Raw genomic sequence first — 21,192 nt, 5'->3', positions numbered from 1 at the left:
TCGTGGAGCGGGCACGGCACTCCGAACCCGCTCCACGATCCCCCTCCCACAGGGTCTATCCACGGCGGCCCGCGGATTCACTCGGTCGGGCAGGCGCTCGGAGTGAATGACGGGAGCACTCGGGGGCGCTTTCGAATCGCGTTCTTCTCGCGGTGATCACCTGGGTCCTACCGTCGAATCATGGAACGCGGGGACCGGCCGACGCTGGTAGAGGTCTGTGATCCGGCGGGCCGGACACGCGGGACCGGCTTCGTCGCCGACGACCGGGGCACGGTCGTGACGGGCCACGAAGCCGTCGACGGGCTGGTACGGGTGGTGGTGCGGGCGCCCGGCGGGCGCACCTGGCTCGCCGGTCCCGAGGCCCTCACCCCGCTGCCCGAGGCCGGCCTGGCGCTCGTGCGCACCGAGGGCCTGGGCGTGCGCCCCCTGCCCATCGCGGACCGCCGCGCCGTGGAACCGGGCACGTACGTACGACTGCCCGCGCGCGGCTGGCGCGAGGCCCGGGTCCTGGGCAGCGCGGAAGTGACCTACACCGCCACCGACCGCTTCCACCGGCTGGGCGGAGTCCTGGAGCTGGCCATCGGGACGGACGGCAGCGAGGCGCTCCGGCACGGCGGAGAGGCCGTCGGAGGGCCCGTCATGGACGCCGCGACCGGCACCGTCCTGGCCGTCCTCGGGACCGCCCTGCACGCAGCGCACCGAGCCGCCGGCTTCGCCGTCCCGCTCGCCGCGGCGGCGGCCCGTGAACCCGGCGGCGCTCTCGCCGACCTGCTGCGGCGCAACACCGCGACCGTCCCCGCCTACGGGCAGGACTTCAACCTCGCGGGCGCGCTGGAGCTGACCGCCACCACCGGCGGAACGGTCGGCGGCCCCAGCCACTGGCCCGATCCGGTCGAACGGCCCGAGATCACCCGTGAGTTCGCCGCTTTCGCCGCGTCCGACGCCCTGGTGTGCGCGCTCGTCGGCGACCCCGGCAGCGGACGCAGCACCGAACTGCGCGGCCTCGCCGCCCGCCGGGCGGCAGGCGCCGAACCCGCCCCGACCGTCTGGCTGCGCGGCGCCGACCTGCGGGCCTCCGACACCTCGGTCGCCGACGCCGTCGGGCGGGCGCTTCAGCGGTCCGCCCGCATCGTCGCCGGCTGGGGCGCGACCGGCCTGCGGAGCGACGACACCCTGTACCCCACCGCCGAGCAGGTGGCCCGGCTCGCCCTGGACGCCGGACGTCCCCTCGTCGTGCTGCTGGACGGCCCCGAGGAGATGACGCCCCTCCTGGCGCACCGGCTCGCCGTCTGGACCTCCGGCACCCTGCGCTGGCTGCGCGGACACGGCGCCCGCCTGGTGGTGGCCTGCCGGCCGGAACACTGGGAACAGGCGGGCGCGCTGTACCCGGCCCGCGCGCTGCATCACCCGAGCGAGCAGTCGGGACCGCCACGGCCGGGAATCCCGTGGCCCGCCGAACGGCTGCCGGCCGCCCTGCGCATCGGTGAGCTGCCCGCCCCTGAGGCCGATCTGGCGCGCGAGCGCTACGGCCTGCCCGGCACCGCGATCGCGGCGGCGGACGCCCGCCACCCCCTGGCGCTGCGGCTGCTCGCCGAGGTGCGCGAGGCCCTCCCCGGTGACGCGTCCGGGCGTCCCGGCCGTGAGGACGTCTTCGCCGCGCACCTGGACCTGATGTGCCTGCGTGTCGCCGTCCGGATCGCGGCGGCCTCGCGTCCACCCCTGCGGGGCACCGCCGTGCGCGTCCTGGCGGCCCGGGTGGCCGGCCGGGTCCACGAGGCGGCACGGCGCTGCCTGGGCCCCGGCCAGGGACAGCTCGACCGGGAGGCGTTCGAGGACCTCTTCCCGTGGGCCAGCGGATGGGCCTCCGCGGTACTCACCGAAGGGCTGATCGTCCCGGCGGGCGGCGGCTACCGGTTCGCCCACGAGGAACTCGCCGACTGGGTCCAGGGCGCCCACCTCGATCTGGACGCGGCGCTCGACGCACTCGTCCACCGCCGGCCCGCGGGCCTCCCGGCCGGGCAGCCGTCCGGCGACGGTGTCCGCCCCTGGCCGGGGGAGGTTGCCGGCGCGGCGCCGGCCCCCACACTGCCGGTGCCGCGCCACCGGATCGGCCCGGTGGTCCAGGCGCTGCTCCTGCTGGAGCGCGGCCACGGACCGGCCGCCCTCGCCCGCCGGCTGGAGGAGCTCGTCGACGCCCTCGACGGCGGCGGCAGCGGCCCGGACCGTGACGAGGAGGCCGGGTGGTGGGCGGCGCGGCTGGTCGCGCGGACCCTGCTGAGGGCCGTGGACGCCCGGCCCTACCACGGCGTCCTGCGGCTGCTGGCCGACCGCATCGCCGCCCGGGGCTCCTTCGCGGGCGGCCGGGCGCGGACCGGCCGTCTCGACGAGTTCGGCCCCTGGTTCTGGGAGCGGCTCCGGCTCGGTGAGGACGAGTGGATGGACCTGCTGCGGCGGCTGGTGCCCGCCGACGGTCCGCCCTCCACCTCCGTCGCTACCGCTACCGCTACCGCCTCCGTCGCCGCCGCCGGGCCCGTCCGTTCCGTCCTTGCCGTTCCTTCCGGCGATGTCCCCGTGGAGGACGACCGGCCCCGTTACCTGGATCTCGTGGCCGAGCGGCTGGCGGCCGACCCGCGGGGCGTACAGCCCCTGCTGTGCCGCTGGTTCGCCGACGAGCGGCCGCTGCCCGCCGCCCCCGGCTCCCAGACCCGGACCACCGTCGCCGGGGCCGCCCAGGCCCTGCTGTACGCCAGGCGCGACCTGGCCGTCGACGACCTCTGCGAGGCGCTCGTCAGCACCGCCCACGCCCGGGCCGACGAGCTGCTCGCCGCCCTCGCCGAGGACGAGCCGTCCGCGCTGTGCCGGGCCGTCGACCGCTGGGCGCACGACGACACGCGCCCGGGCCGCAGGGTCGCCGCCGCCGCGTACGGGCGGCTCGTCGCCCCGTACGCCACCACCACGACCGACCGTGAACTGCTCAGGTACGCGGCCCTCGCCCTGCTCGTCCGCCCCGGCGACGCGGCCCTGCACGGCGCGGCACTCGGCCTTCTCGTCCGCGACCCGCAGACCCGCTGCCGCTACCTGGCGCGGGCCCTCGCCGCCTACCGGTCCGGCGACACGGGCGTGCCGTCGAGCGCGCTGACCGCCGCCCTGATCACCCACCCCGAGCCGGTCATCGCCGCCTTCCGGACCCGGCTGCGGACGCCCGGCGCCCCGGCCGCGGAGGTGCTGACCGCCCTGGCCGCGGTCAACACCCCCGCCCTGGCGCGCCGGGCCGCCGAACTGGTCCGCGCCCATGTGGACCAGCACCCCGAGGGCGCCGAGCACGCCGCCGCGTACGTCGACCGCCGCCTGGAACACGGGCCGGGCGTCCGCGGGGTGCTCTTCCCCCTGGTCACCGGACTCCTGCGGGGCGGCCCCCACCAGGTGCGGGGTGCCCTCGCGGCAGTCCTCGCGGCGCCCGGCACACCGTCCTCACGGGCCCTGCGCGCCGAGCTCCTGGACGTCCTGCTGGAGTACGAGGAGTACGAGAGCCGCGACCTCGCCGTACTGGACGCCGTGCTCAGGGCCGCCGCGCTCGGGGCGGCCCGGCGGCCCGAGACACGCACCCACGACCTCGTGCACCGCACGGGCCGGCTCCTCGTCCGCACCCCGGATGGCGCGCGGCTCTTCGACGGGCGGCTGGTCGAGCTCGCCCGCGACGTGCCCGGCTTCGCCGCCCTGGTCGCCGGCTGGCTGGCCGGGGCACCGCATCAGTGGGCGTCGGTGGTCGGCCCGAGCTCCCGCCGCACGGTCGAGAGGCTGGGCAGTCCGATGCCGATGCGGGCCGAGACGCCCGGGCATGGCAGTCTTAGACCTGCGTAATCGGTCATGACATACATGGGTTCGGGCGAGGAGCGGTCACAGTGCAGCGCTGGCGTGGCTTGGAGGACATCCCCCAGGACTGGGGGCGCAGCGTCGTCACCATCGGCTCCTACGACGGGGTGCACCGCGGGCACCAGTTGATCATCGGGCGGGCGGTGGAGCGGGCGCGCGAGCTCGGCATCCCCTCGGTCGTCGTCACCTTCGACCCGCACCCCTCCGAGGTCGTCCGCCCCGGCAGCCACCCGCCGCTGCTCGCGCCGCACCACCGGCGCGCCGAACTGATGGCTGGCCTCGGCGTCGACGCGGTGCTGATCCTGCCGTTCACCGCCGCGTTCTCCCAGCTCTCCCCGGCCGACTTCATCGTGAAGGTCCTGGTCGACAAGCTCCACGCACGCGCCGTCATAGAAGGCCCGAACTTCCGCTTCGGCCACCGCGCCGCCGGCAACGTCGAGTTCCTCGCCGAGATGGGCACCACGTACGACTACGAGGTCGAGGTCGTCGACCTGTACGTCACCGGTGAGGCGGGCGGCGGTCTGCCGTTCTCCTCCACACTGGCCCGGCGCCTGGTCGCCGAGGGCGACGTGGCGGGCGCCGCCGAGATCCTGGGCCGCCCCCACCGCGTCGAGGGCATCGTCGTGCGCGGCGCCCAGCGCGGCCGCGAGCTCGGTTTCCCCACGGCCAACGTGGAGACCCTGCCGCACACGGCGATCCCGGCGGACGGTGTCTACGCCGGCTGGCTGACCGCCGACGGCGAGCGGATGCCTGCCGCGATCTCGGTGGGCACCAACCCCCAGTTCGACGGCACGGAGCGCACCGTCGAGGCGTACGCCATCGACCGTGTCGGCCTCGACCTGTACGGCCTGCACGTGACGGTCGACTTCCTGGCGTACGTCCGCGGCCAGGAGAAGTTCGACTCGATCGAAGCGCTGCTGGAGGCGATGGCCGGAGATGTGAAGCGCTGCCGCGAGCTGACCGGGGCCTACGACAGCGAGGCCGAGGAGGCGGGGCAGCGGCCCTGACGGGCCCCCGGGGGGATGCCCGGTGGATCCTGCCGGACTCGCGACCCCCGCGACATCGTCCCCGGCGTTGTCGCCACTCGCCGAAGGTCCGCGTCGCCCCGCATCTCCGCCCAGGGCGTGTTTCGGAAGTCCCGTCCGGCCGGGGGTGTCCGGCACGCACGTTCGCGGCGTTGGCGGTCGTCGGCGCGGCCCGCCGCGCTCTCTCCCCCTGCGCCTGGCGGCGCGGGAGGTACCCCCACCCTCCGACCTGCGATCGCCCGCACCGGGCGCCCCCGGCCCCGCCCTCCGGGCGGACGACGCCACTTTCGCAACACGCCCCAGGATCCGAAGCCGCCGGACACCGCTCCCTGATCCGGCCCGATCCCTCGGACACCCGCTGGCTAGCGGGCCGCCGCCCAGTGGCAGGCGGCCTCCCGCCGCTGCCCGTCCAGGACCGGAAGGTCCTGCGTACGGCAGCGGTCGGCCACGCCGGCGCGTTCCGCCTCACCCGACGCCAGCACCTGGCAGCGGACGTGGAAGCGGCAGCCGCCCGGCACCCGCGACGGGTCCGGCGGCTCTCCCGCCAGCACCACCGGTTCCGCCGCGGACTCCGGCAGCACCGACAGCAGTGCCTGGGTGTACGGGTGGCGGGGCGACGACAGCACCTCCTCCACCGTGCCGGTCTCCACGATCCGGCCCAGGTACATCACGGCGACCCGGTCGGCGACATTCCACGCCAGCCCCAGATCGTGCGTCACCACCAGCGCGGCCAGCCCCAGCTCGTCCCGCAGGCGCAGCAGCAGCGCCAGGATCTCGCCGCGCACGGACGCGTCGAGCGAGGCCACCGGCTCGTCCGCGACGATCAGTTCGGGCTCCAGCACCAGCGCCCCCGCGATGACGACCCGCTGGCGCTGCCCGCCCGACAACTCGTGCGGGTAGCGCAGGAAGAACCGCTCCGGCGGACGCAGTCCGGCCCGAGCGAGCGCCCCGGCGACGGCCGCCCGCTCGTCCCCGGCGCACCCGTGGATCCGCAGCCCCTCGGCCACCGCGTCGTACACGGTGTGCCGCGGGTTCAGCGAGCCGCTCGGGTCCTGCAGCACCAGCTGGACGCGCCTGCGGTACGCCTTGAGCGCCCGCGCGCCGTACGCGAGTGGTTCACCGCCGAAGGAGACCCGGCCCGCCGTCGGCTCCACCAGGCCCAGCAGCGAACGCGCCAGCGTCGTCTTGCCGCACCCCGACTCACCGACCAGCGCCACGATCTCGCCGGCAGCGATGTCGAGGTCCACGCCGTCCACCGCGCGGGCGGCCGGACCGCCCCGGCGCCCGGGGAACGTCACCCGCAGACCGGCCGCCGACAGCAGGGGAGTGGTGGTCACGGCAGGCTCCTCACGCCGTCGGCGACATGGACACAGGCGGCCCGGTGCCCGGCCCCCGTCTCCCGCAGCTCCTGGTCCTCCCGCGCGCACGCGTCCAGCGCGACCGGACAGCGCGGATGGAACGTACAGCCCGTCGGCAGCGCGGACGGGTCGGGCGGATCGCCGGGCAGGCCGCGCGGAGCCCGCCGCGACGCCGGGTCGCCGATGCGCGGGAAGGCCTCCGAAAGGGCCCGGCCGTACGGGTGCGCGGCCGCGTCGTACACGGCACGCGCCGGGCCCTCCTCGACGACCCGGCCCGCGTACATCACCGCGAGCCGGTCGCAGGTGTCGGCCAGCACCGCCAGGTCATGACTGATCATCACCAGGCCGATGTCCTGGTCCGCCACCAACCGCTCGATCAGCCGCAGGATCTGCGCCTGGATCATCACATCCAGGGCGGTCGTCGGCTCGTCGGCCACGATCAGCCGTGGCTCGCACGCCAGCGCCATCGCGATCATCACCCGCTGGCGCTGCCCGCCGGACAGCTCGTGCGGATAGGCGCCGGCGCGCCCGGCCGGCAGCCCCACCTGCTCCAGCAGCGCCCCCGCGCGGGCGCGGGCGGCAGCCGGGGTCGCCCGCCGGTGCACCAGCAGCGGCTCGGCGATCTGGTCGCCGATCCGGTGCACGGCGTTCAGCGAGTGCATCGCGCCCTGGAACACGATCGACGCCCCCGCCCAGCGGACCGCCCGCAGCCGGCCCCACTTCATGGCCAGCACGTCCTCGCCGTCCAGCAGGATCTTCCCGCTCAACCGGGCCGACGCGGGCAGCAGCCGCAGCAGCGCGAGCGCCAGCGTGGACTTGCCGCACCCCGACTCGCCCGCCACACCCAGTTTCCGCCCGGCCTCCACGGTCAGGTCCACCCCGCGGACCGCGGGCACGGCGGACGCCCCCGATCCATAGGTGACGCTGAGGTCCCGCAGCTCCAGCAGGTTCACGGCCCCACCCCCAGCTTCGGGTTGAGCACCGACTCGATCGCCCGCCCGCACAGGGTGAAGGCGAGGGCGACGACGGCGATCGCGACGCCCGGTGGCGCCAGGTACCACCAGTGGCCGGAGGACACCGCGCCCGCCTCGCGCGCGTCCTGGAGCATGCCGCCCCACGACACCACCGTCGGGTCACCGAGCCCGAGGAAGGCCAGCGTCGCCTCCGTGAGGATGGCGGTGGAGATGCCCAGCGTCGTCTGCGCCAGCACCAGCGGCATCACATTGGGCAGCACGTGCCGGGCCATGACGTGACCGTGCCCGCCGCCGAGCGCCCTGGCCCGCTCGATGTACGGGCGGGACTCGACCGCGATCGTCTGCGCCCGCACCAGCCGGGCCGTCGTCGGCCAGCTGGTGATGCCGATCGCCAGGACCACCGTCCCCATGCCGCGGGACATCACCGTGGCCAGCACGATCGCCAGCACCAGCGCCGGCATCACCAGGAACCAGTCGGTGATCCTCATCAGGACCGTGGAGAACCAGCCGCCGTAGTGTCCGGCGAGGATCCCCACGAGCGTGCCGATCGCCACGGAGAGCGCCGCCGCGAGCAGCCCGACCGCGAGCGACACGCGCGCGCCCCACACCAGCAGCCCCAGCAGTGACCGGCCGAACTGGTCCGTACCCAACGGGAACGCGCCGCTCGGCGGCTCCAGTGCCGAGCCGGGCGCGTTCGTCACGCTCTGCGCGTCGTCGCCGACCAGCAGGGGGGCGGCCAGCGCGGCGAGCGCGATCAGGACGAGGGCCGTGAGCCCGTACAGCCCCGCCCGGTGGGACCGGTACTGGCGCCAGAAGCGGGCCACGGACGCCCGGCGGCGGGACCGGAGCAGCGCGCGTGTCATCGGCCCACCCGGGGATCGAGCAGCGGGTACAGCAGGTCGGCGAGGAGATTCATGACGATCATGGCGCCCGCGAAGACCACGAACAGACCCTGCACCAGTGGCAGGTCGGGCACGCTCAGCGCCTGGTAGAACAGCCCGCCCAGCCCGGGCCACGAGAACACCGTCTCCACCAGGATCGAACCGGCCGCCACATGGCCCAGATTGATGAAGACCATGGTGACCGTGGGCAGGAGCGCGTTCGGCACGGCGTGCCGACGGCGCACCAAGTCGTCCCGCAGCCCCTTCGCGCGCGCCGTCGTCAGATAGTCGCCGCCCATCTCGTCGAGCAGGGACGAGCGCATCACCAGCAGCGTCTGCGCGTAGCCGACCGCGACCAGCGTGAGCACTGGCAGCACCATGTGGTGGGCGACGTCCACGACGTACGCGAACCCGGTCTCGTCGCCCGACTCCATGCCGCCCGTCGGGAACAGCCCGGGGACCGGTCCGACGCCGACCGAGAAGACGATGATGAGCAGCAGGCCGAGCCAGAACGACGGCACGGACCACAGCGTCAGCGCCACTCCCGTGTGGAACCGGTCGCCCGGACCGCCGTGGTGCCAGGCCGACCGGGTGCCGAGCCACAGCCCGATCACCGAATAGACCACCACGGCGACACCGGTGAGCAGCAGCGTCGCCGGCACCTTCTGGGCGATCAGCTCCCCCACGGGGGCCCGGAACTGGTACGACATGCCGAAGTCGCCGGTCAGCGCCTTTCCGCAGTAGTCCGTGAACTGGTGCCACAGCGGCAGGTCCAGCCCGAACTGCCGGCGCAAGGTCGCCATCTGTTCGGCGGACGTCGGCATTCCGTGCGTCATCGCCTTGACCGGGTCGCCGGGGACGATGCGGAAGAGGAAGAAGCTGGTGACGAGGACGGCGAGCAGCGAGACGGCCGCACCGCCCACCTTGCCCGCCAGATACCGCAGATAGGCGGACAGGCCGCCGGACGTTCCGCTGCCGGAGGCGCGCCGGGTGGCGCGGACCTTGGGGGACCGCGCCACATCGGCGGGCGAGTTCACCGCGGCCATCGACTACTCGCGGTCGTCGGCCGTGGAGCGGCGGCGCATGGCGATCCCGGCGCCCAGCGCGGCGGCCACCACCACGGCGGCACCGATGCCCAGCACCACACCGAGGGACGAACCACGGCCCGAGCCGTCGCGGCCGGACGAGGCGGGTTCGGCCGACCACCAGCTCCAGTAGCCGTCCTGCCCCCAGAGGTTGCCGGCGTCCTCCGGCATGGTCTTGATCGACGCGATGTGGTCGGTGCGGTACGCCTCGACCGCGTTCGGGTACGCCATGACGTTCATGTACCCCGTGTCGTACAGCCGCGACTGCATCTGCCTGACCAGTTCGGCGCGTTTGGCGGGGTCGTACTCCGCCACCTGCCGCGCGTACAGCTCGTCGAACCGCTTGTCGCAGATGAAGTTGTCCGTCGCGCCGGTGTCCTTCGGGGTGGCGGGAAGCGCGGCACAGGTGTGGATCGACAGGACGAAGTCCGGGTCAGGGTTGACCGACCAGCCGTCGAAGGCCAGGTCGTAGTCACCCTTCAGCCAGGGGTCGGACACGTTGTCGAGGCAGTCGACCTTCAGCCCGATGCCGAGCTTGCCCCACCACTCCTGCAGGTACTTGCCGACGGCTTTGTCGTTCGGGTCGGTGGCGTGGCACAGGATGCGGAAGTCGAGCGGTCTGCCGTCCTTGCCGACGCGCTTGCCCGAGCTGTTCTTCCGGTATCCGGCCGCCTCCAGGGTCCGCTCGGCCCTGGCCGGGTCGTAGGCCAGTCTCTGCGCGCCCTCCGGCTTCCAGAAGTACTGCTCGAAACGCGGCGGGATGTAGCCCTCGCCCTCCACGGCGTGACCCTGGAAGACCTTGTCGACGATGGTCCGCCGGTCGACGGCGAGGAAGAGCGCCTTGCGGACCGCCGGGTCGAGCAGCGCCGGATGCCCGCTGCCGAACTTCGCGCCGTCCTTGGCGCGTGCCCCCGGATTGGTGGCGAGGGCGAAGAAGCGGCGGCCCGGCGCGTCGTTGACCTTGATGTTCGTGGTGTGCCGGAGCGACGCCGCCTGGGCCGGGGTGAGGTTCGGTACGAAGGAGACCTCGCCCTTGCGCAGCGCGGCGACGGCGGCGTCCCCGTCCTTGTAGTACTTCAGCACCAGCTCGTCGAACTTGGGCGCCCCGCGCCAGAAGGTCTTGTTCGGCCGGAGCTTCACGTACTGGTCGACCTTGTAGTCCGTGATGACGAACGGGCCGTTCCCGACGACCGGGAACCGCTTGTCGTTGTTGAAGGTGGAGAAGTCGCCGACCTTCTCCCACACGTGCCTGGGCACGATCGGGACGTCCAGCGCGGTCATCGTCGCCTGCGGCTCCTTCAGCTCGATCACCAGTGTCCGCGGGTCGGGTGCGGTGACCTTCCTGAAGTTGGCCGTGAAACTGCCGTTGGCGGTCGCCGCGTTCTCGTCGGTCATCATCTTGTTGAACGTCCAGGCCGCGTCCTCGGCGGTGGCCTGCTTGCCGTCGGACCACACGGAGTCGTCCCGGATGGTGTACGTCCAGGTCAGCTTGTCGGGCGACGGCTTCCACGAGGTGGCCAGGCCGGGGACCGGACGGGCGTCCTTGACGTCGTAGTTGGTGAGGTACTCGTACGTGAGCCGGTGGATGCTGGTGGAGACCAGTCGCTGCGCCAGGAAGGGGCTCAGCGAGTCCACGCTCTGCGAGACGGCGACGGTGAGGACGCTCTTCCCCTCCTCTGCGGCGCGGGCCTGCTGAGGCGCGCCGGCGAGGACGGAGGCGGTGACACCGGCGGCGATCAGGAGCCGGAGTGCGGAGTGCGGGCGGGCCGGACGGTGTGGAGCCGAAGTGACCATGGACGTTGACCTCGCGTCGTGACTCGCGGAAGAAGGCACGTGGATCTCTGGCGCCAGCTGGTGAAGCGAGATTTACCAGCGGTGACGAGGTGAGTCAACGATGCGTCAAACCCGTTGTGGACTGCGGGAATACGGCGAGGGCCCGCACCGTGACGACGGTGCGGGGCCCTCATTGGTCCAGTCCCTTGACGCCTTACTGCTGAGGGGCTGGCGGCGCCTGCGGGGGCTGCTGCTGGTGCCATCCGGCGGGCGGGACGGGAGCCTGGGGGTCGGGATGACCCTGCTGGCCCTGCGGGCCGGGCTGACCGGGATGGCCCTGGGGGCCGGGCTGACCCGGCTGCCCCGGCAGCGCGGGCCGGCCCGGGAAAGGCTGCTGTCCGGGGACCGGCTGCCCCGGGATCTGCTGCCCCGGCAGGGGCTGGCCCGGAACCGGCTGCTGGCCGGGGAACGGCTGACCGGGAGCACCGGGAGCACCAGGAGCACCGGGAGCCTGCTGGCCCGGGAACGGCTGGCCCGGCGCCGGCTGCTGCCAGCCCTGGGGCGGCAGGCCGGGCTGGCCGTACTGGCCGGGCTGGCCCGGGTACGGCTGGCCGGGCATCGGCTGCTGGGGCTGCTGGGGAGGGTACGGCTGACCGGGCGCGGGCTGCTGCCCCGGCGTCGGCTGCCCCGGCACCTGCCCCGGCATTCCCTGTCCGGGCATCCCCTGCCCGGGCATCGGCGGTGCCATGTGCGGCGGCATACCGCCCTGGCCGTCACCCGTCCACAGGCCCTGCGCCTGCTGCGCCCGCGCGAAGTCCTCGGCGACCATCGCCGAAAGGTTGAAGTACGCCTCCCGGGTCTTCGGCCGCATCATGTCGAGGTCCACCTCGGCGCCGGCCGCGAGGTGCTCGTCGAACGGCACCACGACGACACCGCGGCAGCGGGTCTCGAAGTGCTGGACGATGTCATCGACCTTGATCATCTTCCCGGTCTCGCGAACCCCGGAGATGACGGTGATGGACCGCTGCACCAGCTCGGCGTACCCGTGCGCGGACAGCCAGTCGAGCGTCGTCGAGGCGCTGGAGGCGCCGTCGACGGACGGCGTGGAGATGATGATGAGCTGGTCGGCGAGGTCGAGCACACCGCGCATGGCGCTGTACAGCAGACCGGTTCCGGAGTCGGTCAGGATGACCGGGTACTGCTTGCCCAGGACCTCGATCGCGCGACGGTAGTCCTCGTCGTTGAACGTGGTGGAGACGGCCGGGTCCACGTCGTTGGCGATGATCTCCAGACCGGAGGGCGCCTGCGAGGTGAACCGGCGGATGTCCATGTACGAGTTGAGGTACGGGATCGCCTGCACGAGGTCACGGATGGTGGCCCCGGTCTCGCGGCGGACACGGCGGCCGAGCGTACCGGCGTCGGGGTTGGCGTCGATCGCCAGGATCTTGTCCTGCCGCTCGGTCGCCAGCGTCGCGCCCAGCGCGGTGGTCGTCGTGGTCTTGCCGACGCCGCCCTTGAGGGAGATGACGGCGATGCGGTAGCAGGACAGCACCGGTGTGCGGATCAGCTCCAGCTTGCGCTGCCGCTCGGCCTCCTCCTTCTTGCCGCCCAGCTTGAAGCGGGCGGCGGCACCGGACGGGTTGCGGCTGGACTTGGCCTTCTGCTTGGTGTTGCGCAGCAGACGGTCCGAGGACAGCTCGACCGCCGCGGTGTATCCGAGCGGTGCGCCCGGCACGGAGCGCTCACGCTGGTCGTGCGTGACCGGTGTGGGCCAGGCGGCTCCTGTACGGGGGTCCACATCGGTGCCACCGACCGGCGGCTGGGGACGGGGCTGCGGCTGCTGGTGCTGCTGGTGCGGGGGCTGTCCGGTCTCCGGCTGTCCCGGCTGCGGCTGTCCCGGGTGGGGGAAGCCGTAACCGCCCTGCTGCGCGGGCACGTTGGCGGCCGACGGCTGCGGCTGCTCGTGCTGTGGCTGCTGGTGCGCGGCCTGCGGCTGCGGCTGCGGCTGCGGCTGCGGCTGCGGCTGGGCCGGTTGCGGCTGGGCCGGGTGGGGGAAGCCGTACCCACCCTGCTGCGCGGGCGGGTTGGCGGCGGACTGCGGGAAGCCGTACCCACCCTGCGGACCGGCCTGGCCGGGCTGCGGCTGCGCGGGGTGCGGGAAGCCGTAACCCTGAGGGCCCGCCTGGGCGGACTGAGGCTGCTGCGGGCCGGGCTGCGGCTGCTGCTGGCCGGGATGCGGGAAGCCGTACCCGCCCTGCGGCGCCTGCGGCGGCAGCGGCGCGGCGGGTGCGGGCGACGGGTGCGCCGGCCAAGCGGGAGCGGGGGTGGCCGGCTGCTGCCCGGCGGGTGGCTGCGCGGCAGGCAGCGCCGACTGGTCCGCGCTCGGCGCCGGAACGGGCCATTGCGGCGCGCCCGTCGGTGCGGCGGGCTGGAACGCGGGCGGCAGCGGCGGCAGCTCCGCACCCTGCTGGGCGGGCGCGGGGGCCCACGGCTGGACCGGCGCGTCGGCGGGCGGGGTGTCCTGCGGCACGGAGTCCTGCGGCGCGGCGTCCGTGACCTCGTCGGGGCCCGCGGACGGGGCCTCGGCACCTGCCTCGGGGGCCGCGTCCGCCGGATCGGCGTACCCACCCGTAGCGCTGTCTCCGGCTTCGGTACCGGCTTCGGTCTCGCCCGCCTCGCCGGTGAGATCGGCGGCAGCGGCAGCGGCAGCGGCGTCGGTGTCGGTTTCGGTGTCGGCAGCCTCGGCCTCGCCGGTGAAGTCGACTGCGGCCGGCTCGGCGGACGCCGTGGCCTCCGGCGCCGGGTCCGTCTGCGCGCCCGTCGGCTCGGCCCCGGACTCCCCGGCGGTCTCCCCATCGGCGGGATCGGCGGCCCGGGCGGGCCCGGCGGACTCCGGGGCCGCCGGGCCGTCCGCGGCCTCGGCGCTCTCCGCGGCCTTCGCCGCCTCCCGCTCGGCGATCTCCGCCATCTCGCGCTTCAGCGCGGCGGGGGAGAAGCGCATGGTCGCGCCGCTCTCCACGTCGCCGCCGCCGAAGGGCTGCGGCGCGACGGGCCGGGACGGCTCGCCGGCCGGCTGCTCGGCCGCGCCCGCGATCGGTGCGGGGGCCGGGGCAGGGGCGGGATCAGGGGCCGGAGCCACGGCGGGCGTGGCTTCGGGCGCCGGCGCGTGCAGCGGAGCCGGCGCGGGCGGAGTCACCGCCGCGTGCGGAGCCACCGGCGCGGGCGCGGGAGCCGGCTCCGCGGGCTGCGGCGTGTGCGTCCAGTTCGGCTCGAACCCGCTGCCGGGCGGCAGCCCCGGCACGGCCACCGGGGCGGAGTTCGGCGGCGGCGGAGGCGGAGTGGCCGCGGAAGCGGCGGCGTTCGCTCCGGGGGCCGCCGCACCGCCGGGCGTTCCGCCCCCCGATGTGTCTCCCGCGTTCTGCGTGTACCAGGCGGGCGGGGTGTAGTCGATGGTGAACTCACCCGTCATCTCGGCGGGATCCGCGTCGGACTGATCGTCGACGGGCGGCGCGTTCCAGCCGCCCCCGCGGATCTCGTCCCGATCGCTGTTCACAATGCCTCCTGGTGTGGTCGAGCACCCTTGTGCCGTCGTGGGTGGGGGCGACCGTTCCTGTCGTCCGTCCGCCCGGCTCTCCCCCTGGGGACGCCGTGCTCCCGCGCGCGGGTTCGTGCCGCGCTCTTCCCACCCTAATCGTCAACCGTGGCCGTACGTCAGGCCCGTCGGGCCGCCCTCGGTCGTCCCGTACCCATCGCGCTGCCCTCGTGTGACGCCGGTACGCCTCTGCGTGAAAAAAGCCACCGTCAAATCGGGTCATTCGGTACGGATTCCGGGGTGCGCGGCTCCGTCAGTCCATGCGGCGGGCGCTGCCCAACAATCCGGTTTCGGCGTCGGTGGCCTGCGTCATGACGAACTGGCGATCGCTGCCCGTACACCACAGGGTGACGCCGTCGGCGAGGGTGGAGAGCGTCTCCGCCTCACTCCGGGGCAGATTCATGATCCGGCCGATCTGCGCGGCCTCGTCGGGGGACACCCGCTGCACACCGACCAGGCCCGACTTCTCCATCAGCCGCGGTGCCACCGGGCTGAGATACGGAAGCAGCGTCAGCACCGACTGCCACGGCCCGGAGACGACCCGCCCGCGCGGCGGCCGCATTCCGCAGTCGCGGATGACGACCACCGGGCTGCCGGCCGACGCGCCCTGCGGCGGCACCCGCCCCACGTCGTGCAGAGTGATGCAGGGCTGCCCGCCGCCCGCGGCCTGCGCCAGCGCCGTCCAGGCCGGTGCCCGGCCCGTCTCCACGGCCACCCGCGCACCGGTCGCGGCCGCCCGCAGCGCCATCACCTGCGCCGTCCACAGGCCGCCGATGAGCGTGACATCGTACGGCGTGGGCCGGTTGATGCCCAGGACCGCGGGCCGCCCCTCGGCGTCCACACCGATCACCATGCCGTCGTCGCCGACCGGCAGGCCCAGCGACTCCAGCTGCTCCAGCGGGACCGAGTGCCGGTCGCGGCGCGGGCCGATGAGACCGAACCCGATCCGGGGCCGCCCGGACCGGCCCGGCGTCACGGCGGACGACGTGGTCGACGGCGCGGCCGCCGCGGCGGACCGCGTGGAGCGCCTTCCGGAGGGCCTGGGCGACGAACCGGCCGGAGGGCCGACGACAGGAACGGACATCAGCGCGTACCCCCGAGCGGAAGAGTGGCCAGCATCGCGGGCACCTGCTCGCGGTCGAGCCGGACCAGTCCGGTCTTCACCCCGCGGGCGGCCCGCTCCAGTTCATGGCGGGCCGCCACGAGCTCCTCGTCGCTGCGCCCGGTGATCCGCACGTGCCCCGTCATCGTCGCCTCCTGCCGGTCGCCGCCGCTCAGCGTCAGGCTGAACGTGCTCGCGAGCGCCGGGACGGAGGTCAGCAGGGCGACCAGCTGCGGCAGGGACGCCCCGCCCGGCCCGAACTGCGGCCAGCGGCCCACCCAGTACGTGGTGTGGCGGCGGTCGTCGCACCGCCAGGTCCGTGACGTCTCCTGGGTCCGCCGCCCGGGCGTCTGGGCCCGGCCCGCCTGCGCGATGGCGAGCGGGTTGGCGCACGTGGAGGTGGCGAGCGCCGACGTCAGCTCCTCCTCGGTCAGCACGGTCGCGCGGAAGCCCCCGCCGGTCAGCCGGCTCGCCAGCTGGTCGGCCACGCGCACCACGCATTTCTGGGCGCCCTCCAGGCCGCCGCCGCGCGCGGCCACCGCCTCCGGGCACAGCTCCGGGTCGAGCTTCAGCGCGATCCAGGTGATGCGGACCGCGGGCGACCCGGTCTGCGCCTGCAGGGGCGCGTAGTTCCGCGCGGCCACCGACTGCTGCGGCAGATGCGGGGCGGGCGCGGGCTGGGTGTGCTGCACGATCTGGGCCGACTCCAGCCGGATGCCGTCGACCTCCAGGACGTCACGCACGAGACCGAGCGGCAGCGGCCGGGCGGAGCGGTCCGGGCGCAGGGCCGTGGCGTCCGACTCGACCTGCAGCACGGCCGTCAGGAACGTACCGTCGCCGATCATGCCGACCGGGCGCCGGTCCCGGTCGCTGTAGGTGTAGGTGCGCAGGGCGGGATCGCACTCGACGACGGGCGCCAGACCCGGCTCCGTACCCGGCGGGAGCGTCAGTGCCGCCGCACGGCGCGTCCGGGCCCGCAGCGCCAGGACCGTGGCCAGCCACTCCGGCAGCGAGCGCCGGTGACGGCGCACCAGGGCCAGCAGCACCAGCAACGCGGCGACCACACCGGCCGGCACCAGCAGCAGCGGCTCGATCACCCAGGCCACCAGCAGCAGCGCCGCGGCGACCTCGATCAGCACGAGCTGTTGCAATCGGAACGAACCGAAGTGTCCGGGACGGCCCTTGAGGCGAGGAGCGGTGTTCGACCGGTCCGGCACCCTGCTCGGCGCGGTCGCGGCGGGCCGCGTCTGCGTCGCGGAAGCCATGATGGCGATTCCCCCAATTCGTCCCGATCACCCTGGCCTGCCAGGGCTTTGGCGGCCGGTTCACCCTACCCGCCCCACAAGCGCGCTCGATCAACAGGCATAGTAGGGGGCCGGTCCGACAACGAGGCCCCGGGTGCCATGCTCCCCGCGGCCCTCGCGGGTGACTGTGCCTTTCGAAGATGGGGACTCATGGCATCACGGCGGGATGAGCTCAACGCGTACACCTTTGCGAAGAAGCGCACGGTGGCCGCTTTTCTCCAACCTTCACCCACGGGTACGGAGGAAGGCGCGCCCAGACCACTGCGCGCCGTCGTCCCCGGTCTGATCGTGGGTGCGCTGGTGCTGGCGGTGTTCGGGGCCATCGGCATGTTCAGCCCCAAGGCTCCCAAGGGCTGGGACACCCCCGGCGCCAAGGTGATCGTCGGCAAGCAGTCCACGACCCGTTACGTGGTGCTGTCCACCGGCAAGGGCAAGGACAAGAAGACCCTGCTGCACCCGGTGCTCAACCTCGCCTCCGCCCGACTGCTGCTGACCCCGCAGCAGTTCGGTGTGATCCAGGTCAGCGACGACATCCTCGACGCGGGCAAGCCGCCGCGCGGTCCGATCCTCGGCATCCCGTACGCCCCGGACCGGCTGCCCTCCGAGGCCGACGCCGGCAAGGCCAAGCGGTGGGCCGTGTGCGAGCAGCCCGGCGGTGGCAAGGGCGCCAGCGTCCAGAAGGCGACCTTCGTCCTCGCCGACCGCGACTTCTCCCGCACCGACGGCAAGGAGCGGCTGAAGGACGGCCAGGTCCTCTACGTCAAGGGGCAGAAGGGCGCCCGCTATCTGGTCGACGCGTCCGGCACCAAGTACCTGGTGCGCGGCACCCCGACCGACGCCTCCCTGCTCACCACCACTCTCGTCGGCCTGAACAAGGTGCCGCAGCCCGTCACCGAGGACTGGCTGGCCACCCTGCACGACGGCAGCCCCGTCGACTTCCCCCGGATCACCGGCACGGTCGGCGAGAACGCCGGCATCGGCGGCGGACTCAGCAAGACCGAGGACCGCGTCGGCATGGTCCTCCAGGCGCAGACCGGCTCCGGCCCCCAGCACTTCGTCGTCCTGCCGGGCAAGGTCCAGCAGGTCTCCGACTTCACCGCGTGGCTGCTGATCAACTCCCCGCAGACCGACACCCTCAACATGAACGGCCGGGCCGCCGAGGTCGACGCCTCGTCGTTCGCCCCCGACGCCGACACCTTCGCCTCCGAGTACCGCTGGCCCGCGAAGAAGGCCACGCAGGTCAACGGCACCGGCGGCGACGGCGCCCGGGACACCGTGTGCAGCGTGCTGCGCGAGGTCGACGACAAGGGCCGCACCACGCTGTCCACCTGGGCCGGCACCAAGTACCCCGCCGACATCACCGCCGGTGGCACGAGCACCTACGTCACGCCCGGCAGCGGCCTGCTCTACACCCAGGTCCAGGGCAACCAGACCAAGCCCGACGGATCGCTGTTCCTCGTCACCGACACCGGCCTGCGGTACGCGGTCCAGGCGAACGGCGACAGTGACGCCGAGCGCTCCGAGATCGGCACCGGCGACCAGGAGAAGCAGCAGGACGGCCGGCCCGAGCCCAGCCAGGCGCAGATCCGCCTCGGGTACGAGAAGGTCACCCCCACCCTCGTCCCGATCACCTGGTCGGAGTTCCTGTCCAAGGGCCCGCGACTCGACACCAACAGCGCGCGCCAGCCGCAGGGTTCGTGAGGGGTACGCCTGTGACGTACCGAACGACCGCGCTGGTGGCCTGCACGGTCCTCACCGGGCTGGCCCTGGCGCCCACACCCGCCCACGCCGAAGCGCCCCCCGCCCGCCTCGGCATCAGCGGCAGCGGGGAGTGCACCTTCCCGATGAAGAAGCAGATCGAGGGCATCCCCTGGCCGCTCCAGCGCGTGCTGCTCGACGAGCTGTGGCAGGACACCAAGGGCAAGGGCGTGCGGGTCGCGGTCATCGACACCGGGGTCGACGACGTCAACCCGCAGCTCAAGCCGGCCGTCGACGCCTCGGCGGGCAAGGACTTCCTCAAGCCCGACAAGGAGGACACCGACAGCAAGCGCGGCAAGACCGACGGCACGGTGGACGAGGTCGGCCACGGCACCAAGGTCGCCGGCATCATCGCGGCCCGCCCGCGCAAGGGCACCGGCTTCGTCGGCCTCGCGCCCGAGGCCACGATCATCCCGATCCGCCAGAACGACGAGAAGAACAGCGGCAAGGCCGACACCATGGCCCAGGCGATCGACCACGCCATCGCCGAGAAGGCCGACATCATCAACATCTCGCAGGACACGACCCAGGCGCTGGGCCCCCAGTCGGCCCTGGCCAGGGCCGTGCGGCGGGCACTCGAGCAGGACATCGTGGTCGTCGCGTCGGCGGGTAACGACGGCATGGACGGCAAGCTGAAGAACACCTATCCGGCGGCCTTCCCCGGCGTGCTCGCCGTCGCCTCGTCCGACCGCAACAACGAGCGCGCGGCCTTCTCCCAGTCCGGCACGTTCGTCGGCGTCGCCGCCCCCGGTGTGGACGTCGTCTCCACCGTCCCCGGCGGCGGCCAGTGCGTCGACAACGGCACCAGCTTCTCCGCCCCGTACGTGGCGGGGGTGGCCGCGCTGCTGAAGGCCAAGTACCCGAAGTGGAAGCCCCACCAGATCGTCGCCCAGATCGAGCAGACGGCCGAACGGTCCGTCAACGGGCGCGACAACCACGTCGGCTGGGGGGTAGTCGACCCGGTGCGCGCCCTGAACGGCGACGCGGGCCCGTTGGAGTCGCCCACGCCCGACCCGGGTCCGCCGAAGCCGCCCGCGCCCGAACCGGCGCACCTGGCGATGGCGGAGACCCCGCAGGAGCGCAACGAGCGGTACGCCACCTACGCCCTCGGCATCGGCGCCGTTCTGGTCGCGGTGGTCGCGGGCACGGCGACGGTCGTCCGGGACAGCCGCCGCAGGCGAGCCCGCTGACGTCACAGTGAGTCAAGTCTCCATAAGGGACTTTGCAGTTGGAACTGTCGTTCCAAGTGACTAGAGTGATTGTCGGCATCACGCGAGTGGGCCGGCACGGGGGCGGCATCCAAATCGGCTTCCGCCAACAGCACTGTTCAAGGAAGAAGGGCAAGATGTCGGGCAAAGACCTGAATGTAACTAGTAGCGAACTTGTCGGTCTCGCGGGCAAGGTCCAGACGCTGCAGACCGAGCTCAACGCCCGTATCACGTCGCTCAACGGCGTGGTCGACCGCATCCAGGCGGGCTGGCAGGGTGCGGCGATGAAGGCCTACGACAGCGCCCAGACCAACCTGAACAACCGGCTGCGCAGCGTCCAGCGCGACCTCGAGAACCTCGAGAACCTCATCAAGATGAGCGCCGACGGGTTCGACGAGCAGGAGCAGGAGCGGCTTCGGGCGTTCGCCAAGATGGAGCAGGAGAACGGCGCCAACCAGAGCGCCATCCTGAGCATCTGACCCCGGTCCCACTTCAGCTGAACTTCGCCACTAGGAGCAGACAATGACCACTGCCGTCAATTACGACACAGTGACCACCGCGGCCAGCGATGTCCGGGGCACCTCGAAGTACCTCAACGACCAGCTCACCACCCTCATGACGCACGTCAACCGCGTCGCCGAGAACTGGGACGGTGAAGCCAAGCTCGCCTACAAGGAGATCCAGGACCAGACGGCCCGCGACATGGCCGGCCTGACCGCCGAGCTCGCCACCATCGCGCGCCTCCTGGACGAGTCGGTCATCGGCTACCAGGACACGGACAAGGGCAACGCCGCCCGTTTCCGCATGATGCACTGACGCGCCCCGCGCACCCGGAAGGGGGCTGCCCGCACCGCGGGCAGCCCCCTTCTCGTCGTCTCCGGTCCTTCGCCTCGTGCGCGGCCTACGTCAGGTCGAACTCACCGTCCCGCGCCCCGAGCACGAACGCCCGCCACTCGGCCTCCGTGTACCGAAGCACGGTCCCGGGATCCAGCGACGACCGCATGGCCACGGCCCCACCCGGCAGATGCGCGATCTCCACGCGCTCCTCATCAGGACTCGTCCCGGGCGCGCCCTGCCACTCCACCCCGGAGATGTCCAGGGCGTAGAGCTCTTCCTTCTGCCGTTCCTTGTCGAGTGCCTCGGCCATGGGCGGGGTCCCTTCGGGCTGGTACGAACGAGCGTCCCGTTCACACTACTTGCCGCGACGCCCGCTCATGGGTCACTCGAAAGTGGGGCCTCTTCGTACGGCTTCCCGCCTG

The 21,192-nt window shown here is 73.4% G+C and carries 15 protein-coding genes; 6 read left to right on the top strand and 9 right to left on the bottom strand.

Annotation, left to right across the window (positions count from 1 at the left end):
- Positions 1-180: 180 nt before the first annotated feature.
- Together ACY34K_RS29640 and ACY34K_RS29635 are read left to right on the top strand one after the other, a co-directional pair.
- Complete coding sequence (locus ACY34K_RS29640) at positions 181-3,861, top strand: trypsin-like peptidase domain-containing protein (protein WP_462752568.1); 3,681 nt, start codon at positions 181-183, stop codon at positions 3,859-3,861.
- A 41-nt stretch (positions 3,862-3,902) separates the two neighbouring features.
- A complete protein-coding gene (locus ACY34K_RS29635; protein ID WP_462752566.1) occupies positions 3,903-4,880 on the top strand; it encodes a bifunctional riboflavin kinase/FAD synthetase in 978 nt (325 codons plus the stop codon).
- 380 nt (positions 4,881-5,260) lie between these two features.
- Here the strand turns inward: ACY34K_RS29635 and ACY34K_RS29630 are convergent, their stop codons facing one another.
- The 8 genes from ACY34K_RS29630 to eccE form a co-directional block, all read right to left on the bottom strand.
- The gene (locus ACY34K_RS29630; protein WP_462752592.1) at positions 5,261-6,271 is read right to left on the bottom strand and encodes an oligopeptide/dipeptide ABC transporter ATP-binding protein; all 1,011 of its coding nucleotides are present in this window, start codon (positions 6,269-6,271) and stop codon (positions 5,261-5,263) included.
- Positions 6,232-7,209, bottom strand: coding sequence for an ABC transporter ATP-binding protein (locus ACY34K_RS29625; protein WP_462752564.1), 978 nt, complete (start codon positions 7,207-7,209; stop codon positions 6,232-6,234). The genes ACY34K_RS29630 and ACY34K_RS29625 overlap by 40 nt, the downstream gene beginning before the upstream one ends.
- The gene (locus tag ACY34K_RS29620; RefSeq protein WP_462752562.1) at positions 7,206-8,093 is read right to left on the bottom strand and encodes an ABC transporter permease; all 888 of its coding nucleotides are present in this window, start codon (positions 8,091-8,093) and stop codon (positions 7,206-7,208) included. The genes ACY34K_RS29625 and ACY34K_RS29620 overlap by 4 nt, the downstream gene beginning before the upstream one ends.
- Positions 8,090-9,157, bottom strand: a complete 1,068-nt coding sequence (locus ACY34K_RS29615) for an ABC transporter permease (protein WP_462752560.1) — start codon at positions 9,155-9,157, stop codon at positions 8,090-8,092. Before ACY34K_RS29615 ends, ACY34K_RS29620 begins: the two co-directional genes overlap by 4 nt.
- A gap of 3 nt (positions 9,158-9,160) precedes the next feature.
- Complete coding sequence (locus tag ACY34K_RS29610) at positions 9,161-10,990, bottom strand: ABC transporter substrate-binding protein (protein ID WP_462752559.1); 1,830 nt, start codon at positions 10,988-10,990, stop codon at positions 9,161-9,163.
- A 193-nt stretch (positions 10,991-11,183) separates the two neighbouring features.
- Entirely contained in the window at positions 11,184-14,522 is a 3,339-nt protein-coding gene (locus ACY34K_RS29605; RefSeq protein ID WP_462752558.1) for an SCO5717 family growth-regulating ATPase, read from the bottom strand.
- A 292-nt stretch (positions 14,523-14,814) separates the two neighbouring features.
- Complete coding sequence (locus tag ACY34K_RS29600) at positions 14,815-15,645, bottom strand: hypothetical protein (protein WP_462752557.1); 831 nt, start codon at positions 15,643-15,645, stop codon at positions 14,815-14,817.
- Complete coding sequence (eccE, locus tag ACY34K_RS29595; protein WP_462752556.1) at positions 15,645-16,928, bottom strand: type VII secretion protein EccE; 1,284 nt, start codon at positions 16,926-16,928, stop codon at positions 15,645-15,647. Before eccE ends, ACY34K_RS29600 begins: the two co-directional genes overlap by 1 nt.
- 189 nt (positions 16,929-17,117) lie before the next feature.
- Here eccE and eccB point away from each other — a divergent pair, with 189 nt between their 5' ends.
- From eccB to ACY34K_RS29575, 4 genes are all read left to right on the top strand, one after another.
- Positions 17,118-18,668 (top strand): type VII secretion protein EccB, encoded by a 1,551-nt coding sequence (eccB, locus tag ACY34K_RS29590; RefSeq protein ID WP_462752554.1) that lies wholly within the window; start codon positions 17,118-17,120, stop codon positions 18,666-18,668.
- Between the two features lie 11 nt (positions 18,669-18,679).
- Entirely contained in the window at positions 18,680-19,915 is a 1,236-nt protein-coding gene (mycP, locus tag ACY34K_RS29585) for a type VII secretion-associated serine protease mycosin (RefSeq protein ID WP_462752552.1), read from the top strand.
- 155 nt (positions 19,916-20,070) lie between these two features.
- Entirely contained in the window at positions 20,071-20,412 is a 342-nt protein-coding gene (locus ACY34K_RS29580; RefSeq protein WP_462752550.1) for a WXG100 family type VII secretion target, read from the top strand.
- A 43-nt stretch (positions 20,413-20,455) separates the two neighbouring features.
- Complete coding sequence (locus tag ACY34K_RS29575; RefSeq protein WP_462752548.1) at positions 20,456-20,749, top strand: WXG100 family type VII secretion target; 294 nt, start codon at positions 20,456-20,458, stop codon at positions 20,747-20,749.
- Between the two features lie 85 nt (positions 20,750-20,834).
- On the opposite strand, the gene ACY34K_RS29570 is transcribed toward ACY34K_RS29575, so the two are convergent.
- Entirely contained in the window at positions 20,835-21,080 is a 246-nt protein-coding gene (locus ACY34K_RS29570; protein WP_462752546.1) for a DUF397 domain-containing protein, read from the bottom strand.
- Between the last annotated feature and the right edge of the window lie 112 nt (positions 21,081-21,192).

The organism is Streptomyces sp. STAM6 (assembly GCF_054963715.1).
This window is presented reverse-complemented; position numbering and strand designations above follow the sequence as displayed.

Excerpts from the sequence above, each read along its gene's own strand:
- ACY34K_RS29615 (WP_462752560.1), bottom strand. The coding sequence starts at position 9,157 with ATGGCCGCGGTGAACTCGCCCGCCGATGTGGCGCGGTCCCCCAAGGTC.
- ACY34K_RS29610 (WP_462752559.1), bottom strand. The coding sequence starts at position 10,990 with ATGGTCACTTCGGCTCCACACCGTCCGGCCCGCCCGCACTCCGCACTC.
- eccB (WP_462752554.1), top strand. The coding sequence starts at position 17,118 with ATGGCATCACGGCGGGATGAGCTCAACGCGTACACCTTTGCGAAGAAG.
- ACY34K_RS29640 (WP_462752568.1), top strand. The coding sequence starts at position 181 with ATGGAACGCGGGGACCGGCCGACGCTGGTAGAGGTCTGTGATCCGGCG.
- ACY34K_RS29580 (WP_462752550.1), top strand. The coding sequence starts at position 20,071 with ATGTCGGGCAAAGACCTGAATGTAACTAGTAGCGAACTTGTCGGTCTC.
- ACY34K_RS29620 (WP_462752562.1), bottom strand. The coding sequence starts at position 8,093 with ATGACACGCGCGCTGCTCCGGTCCCGCCGCCGGGCGTCCGTGGCCCGC.
- ACY34K_RS29570 (WP_462752546.1), bottom strand. The coding sequence starts at position 21,080 with ATGGCCGAGGCACTCGACAAGGAACGGCAGAAGGAAGAGCTCTACGCC.
- ACY34K_RS29600 (WP_462752557.1), bottom strand. The coding sequence starts at position 15,645 with ATGTCCGTTCCTGTCGTCGGCCCTCCGGCCGGTTCGTCGCCCAGGCCC.
- ACY34K_RS29575 (WP_462752548.1), top strand. The coding sequence starts at position 20,456 with ATGACCACTGCCGTCAATTACGACACAGTGACCACCGCGGCCAGCGAT.
- eccE (WP_462752556.1), bottom strand. The coding sequence starts at position 16,928 with ATGGCTTCCGCGACGCAGACGCGGCCCGCCGCGACCGCGCCGAGCAGG.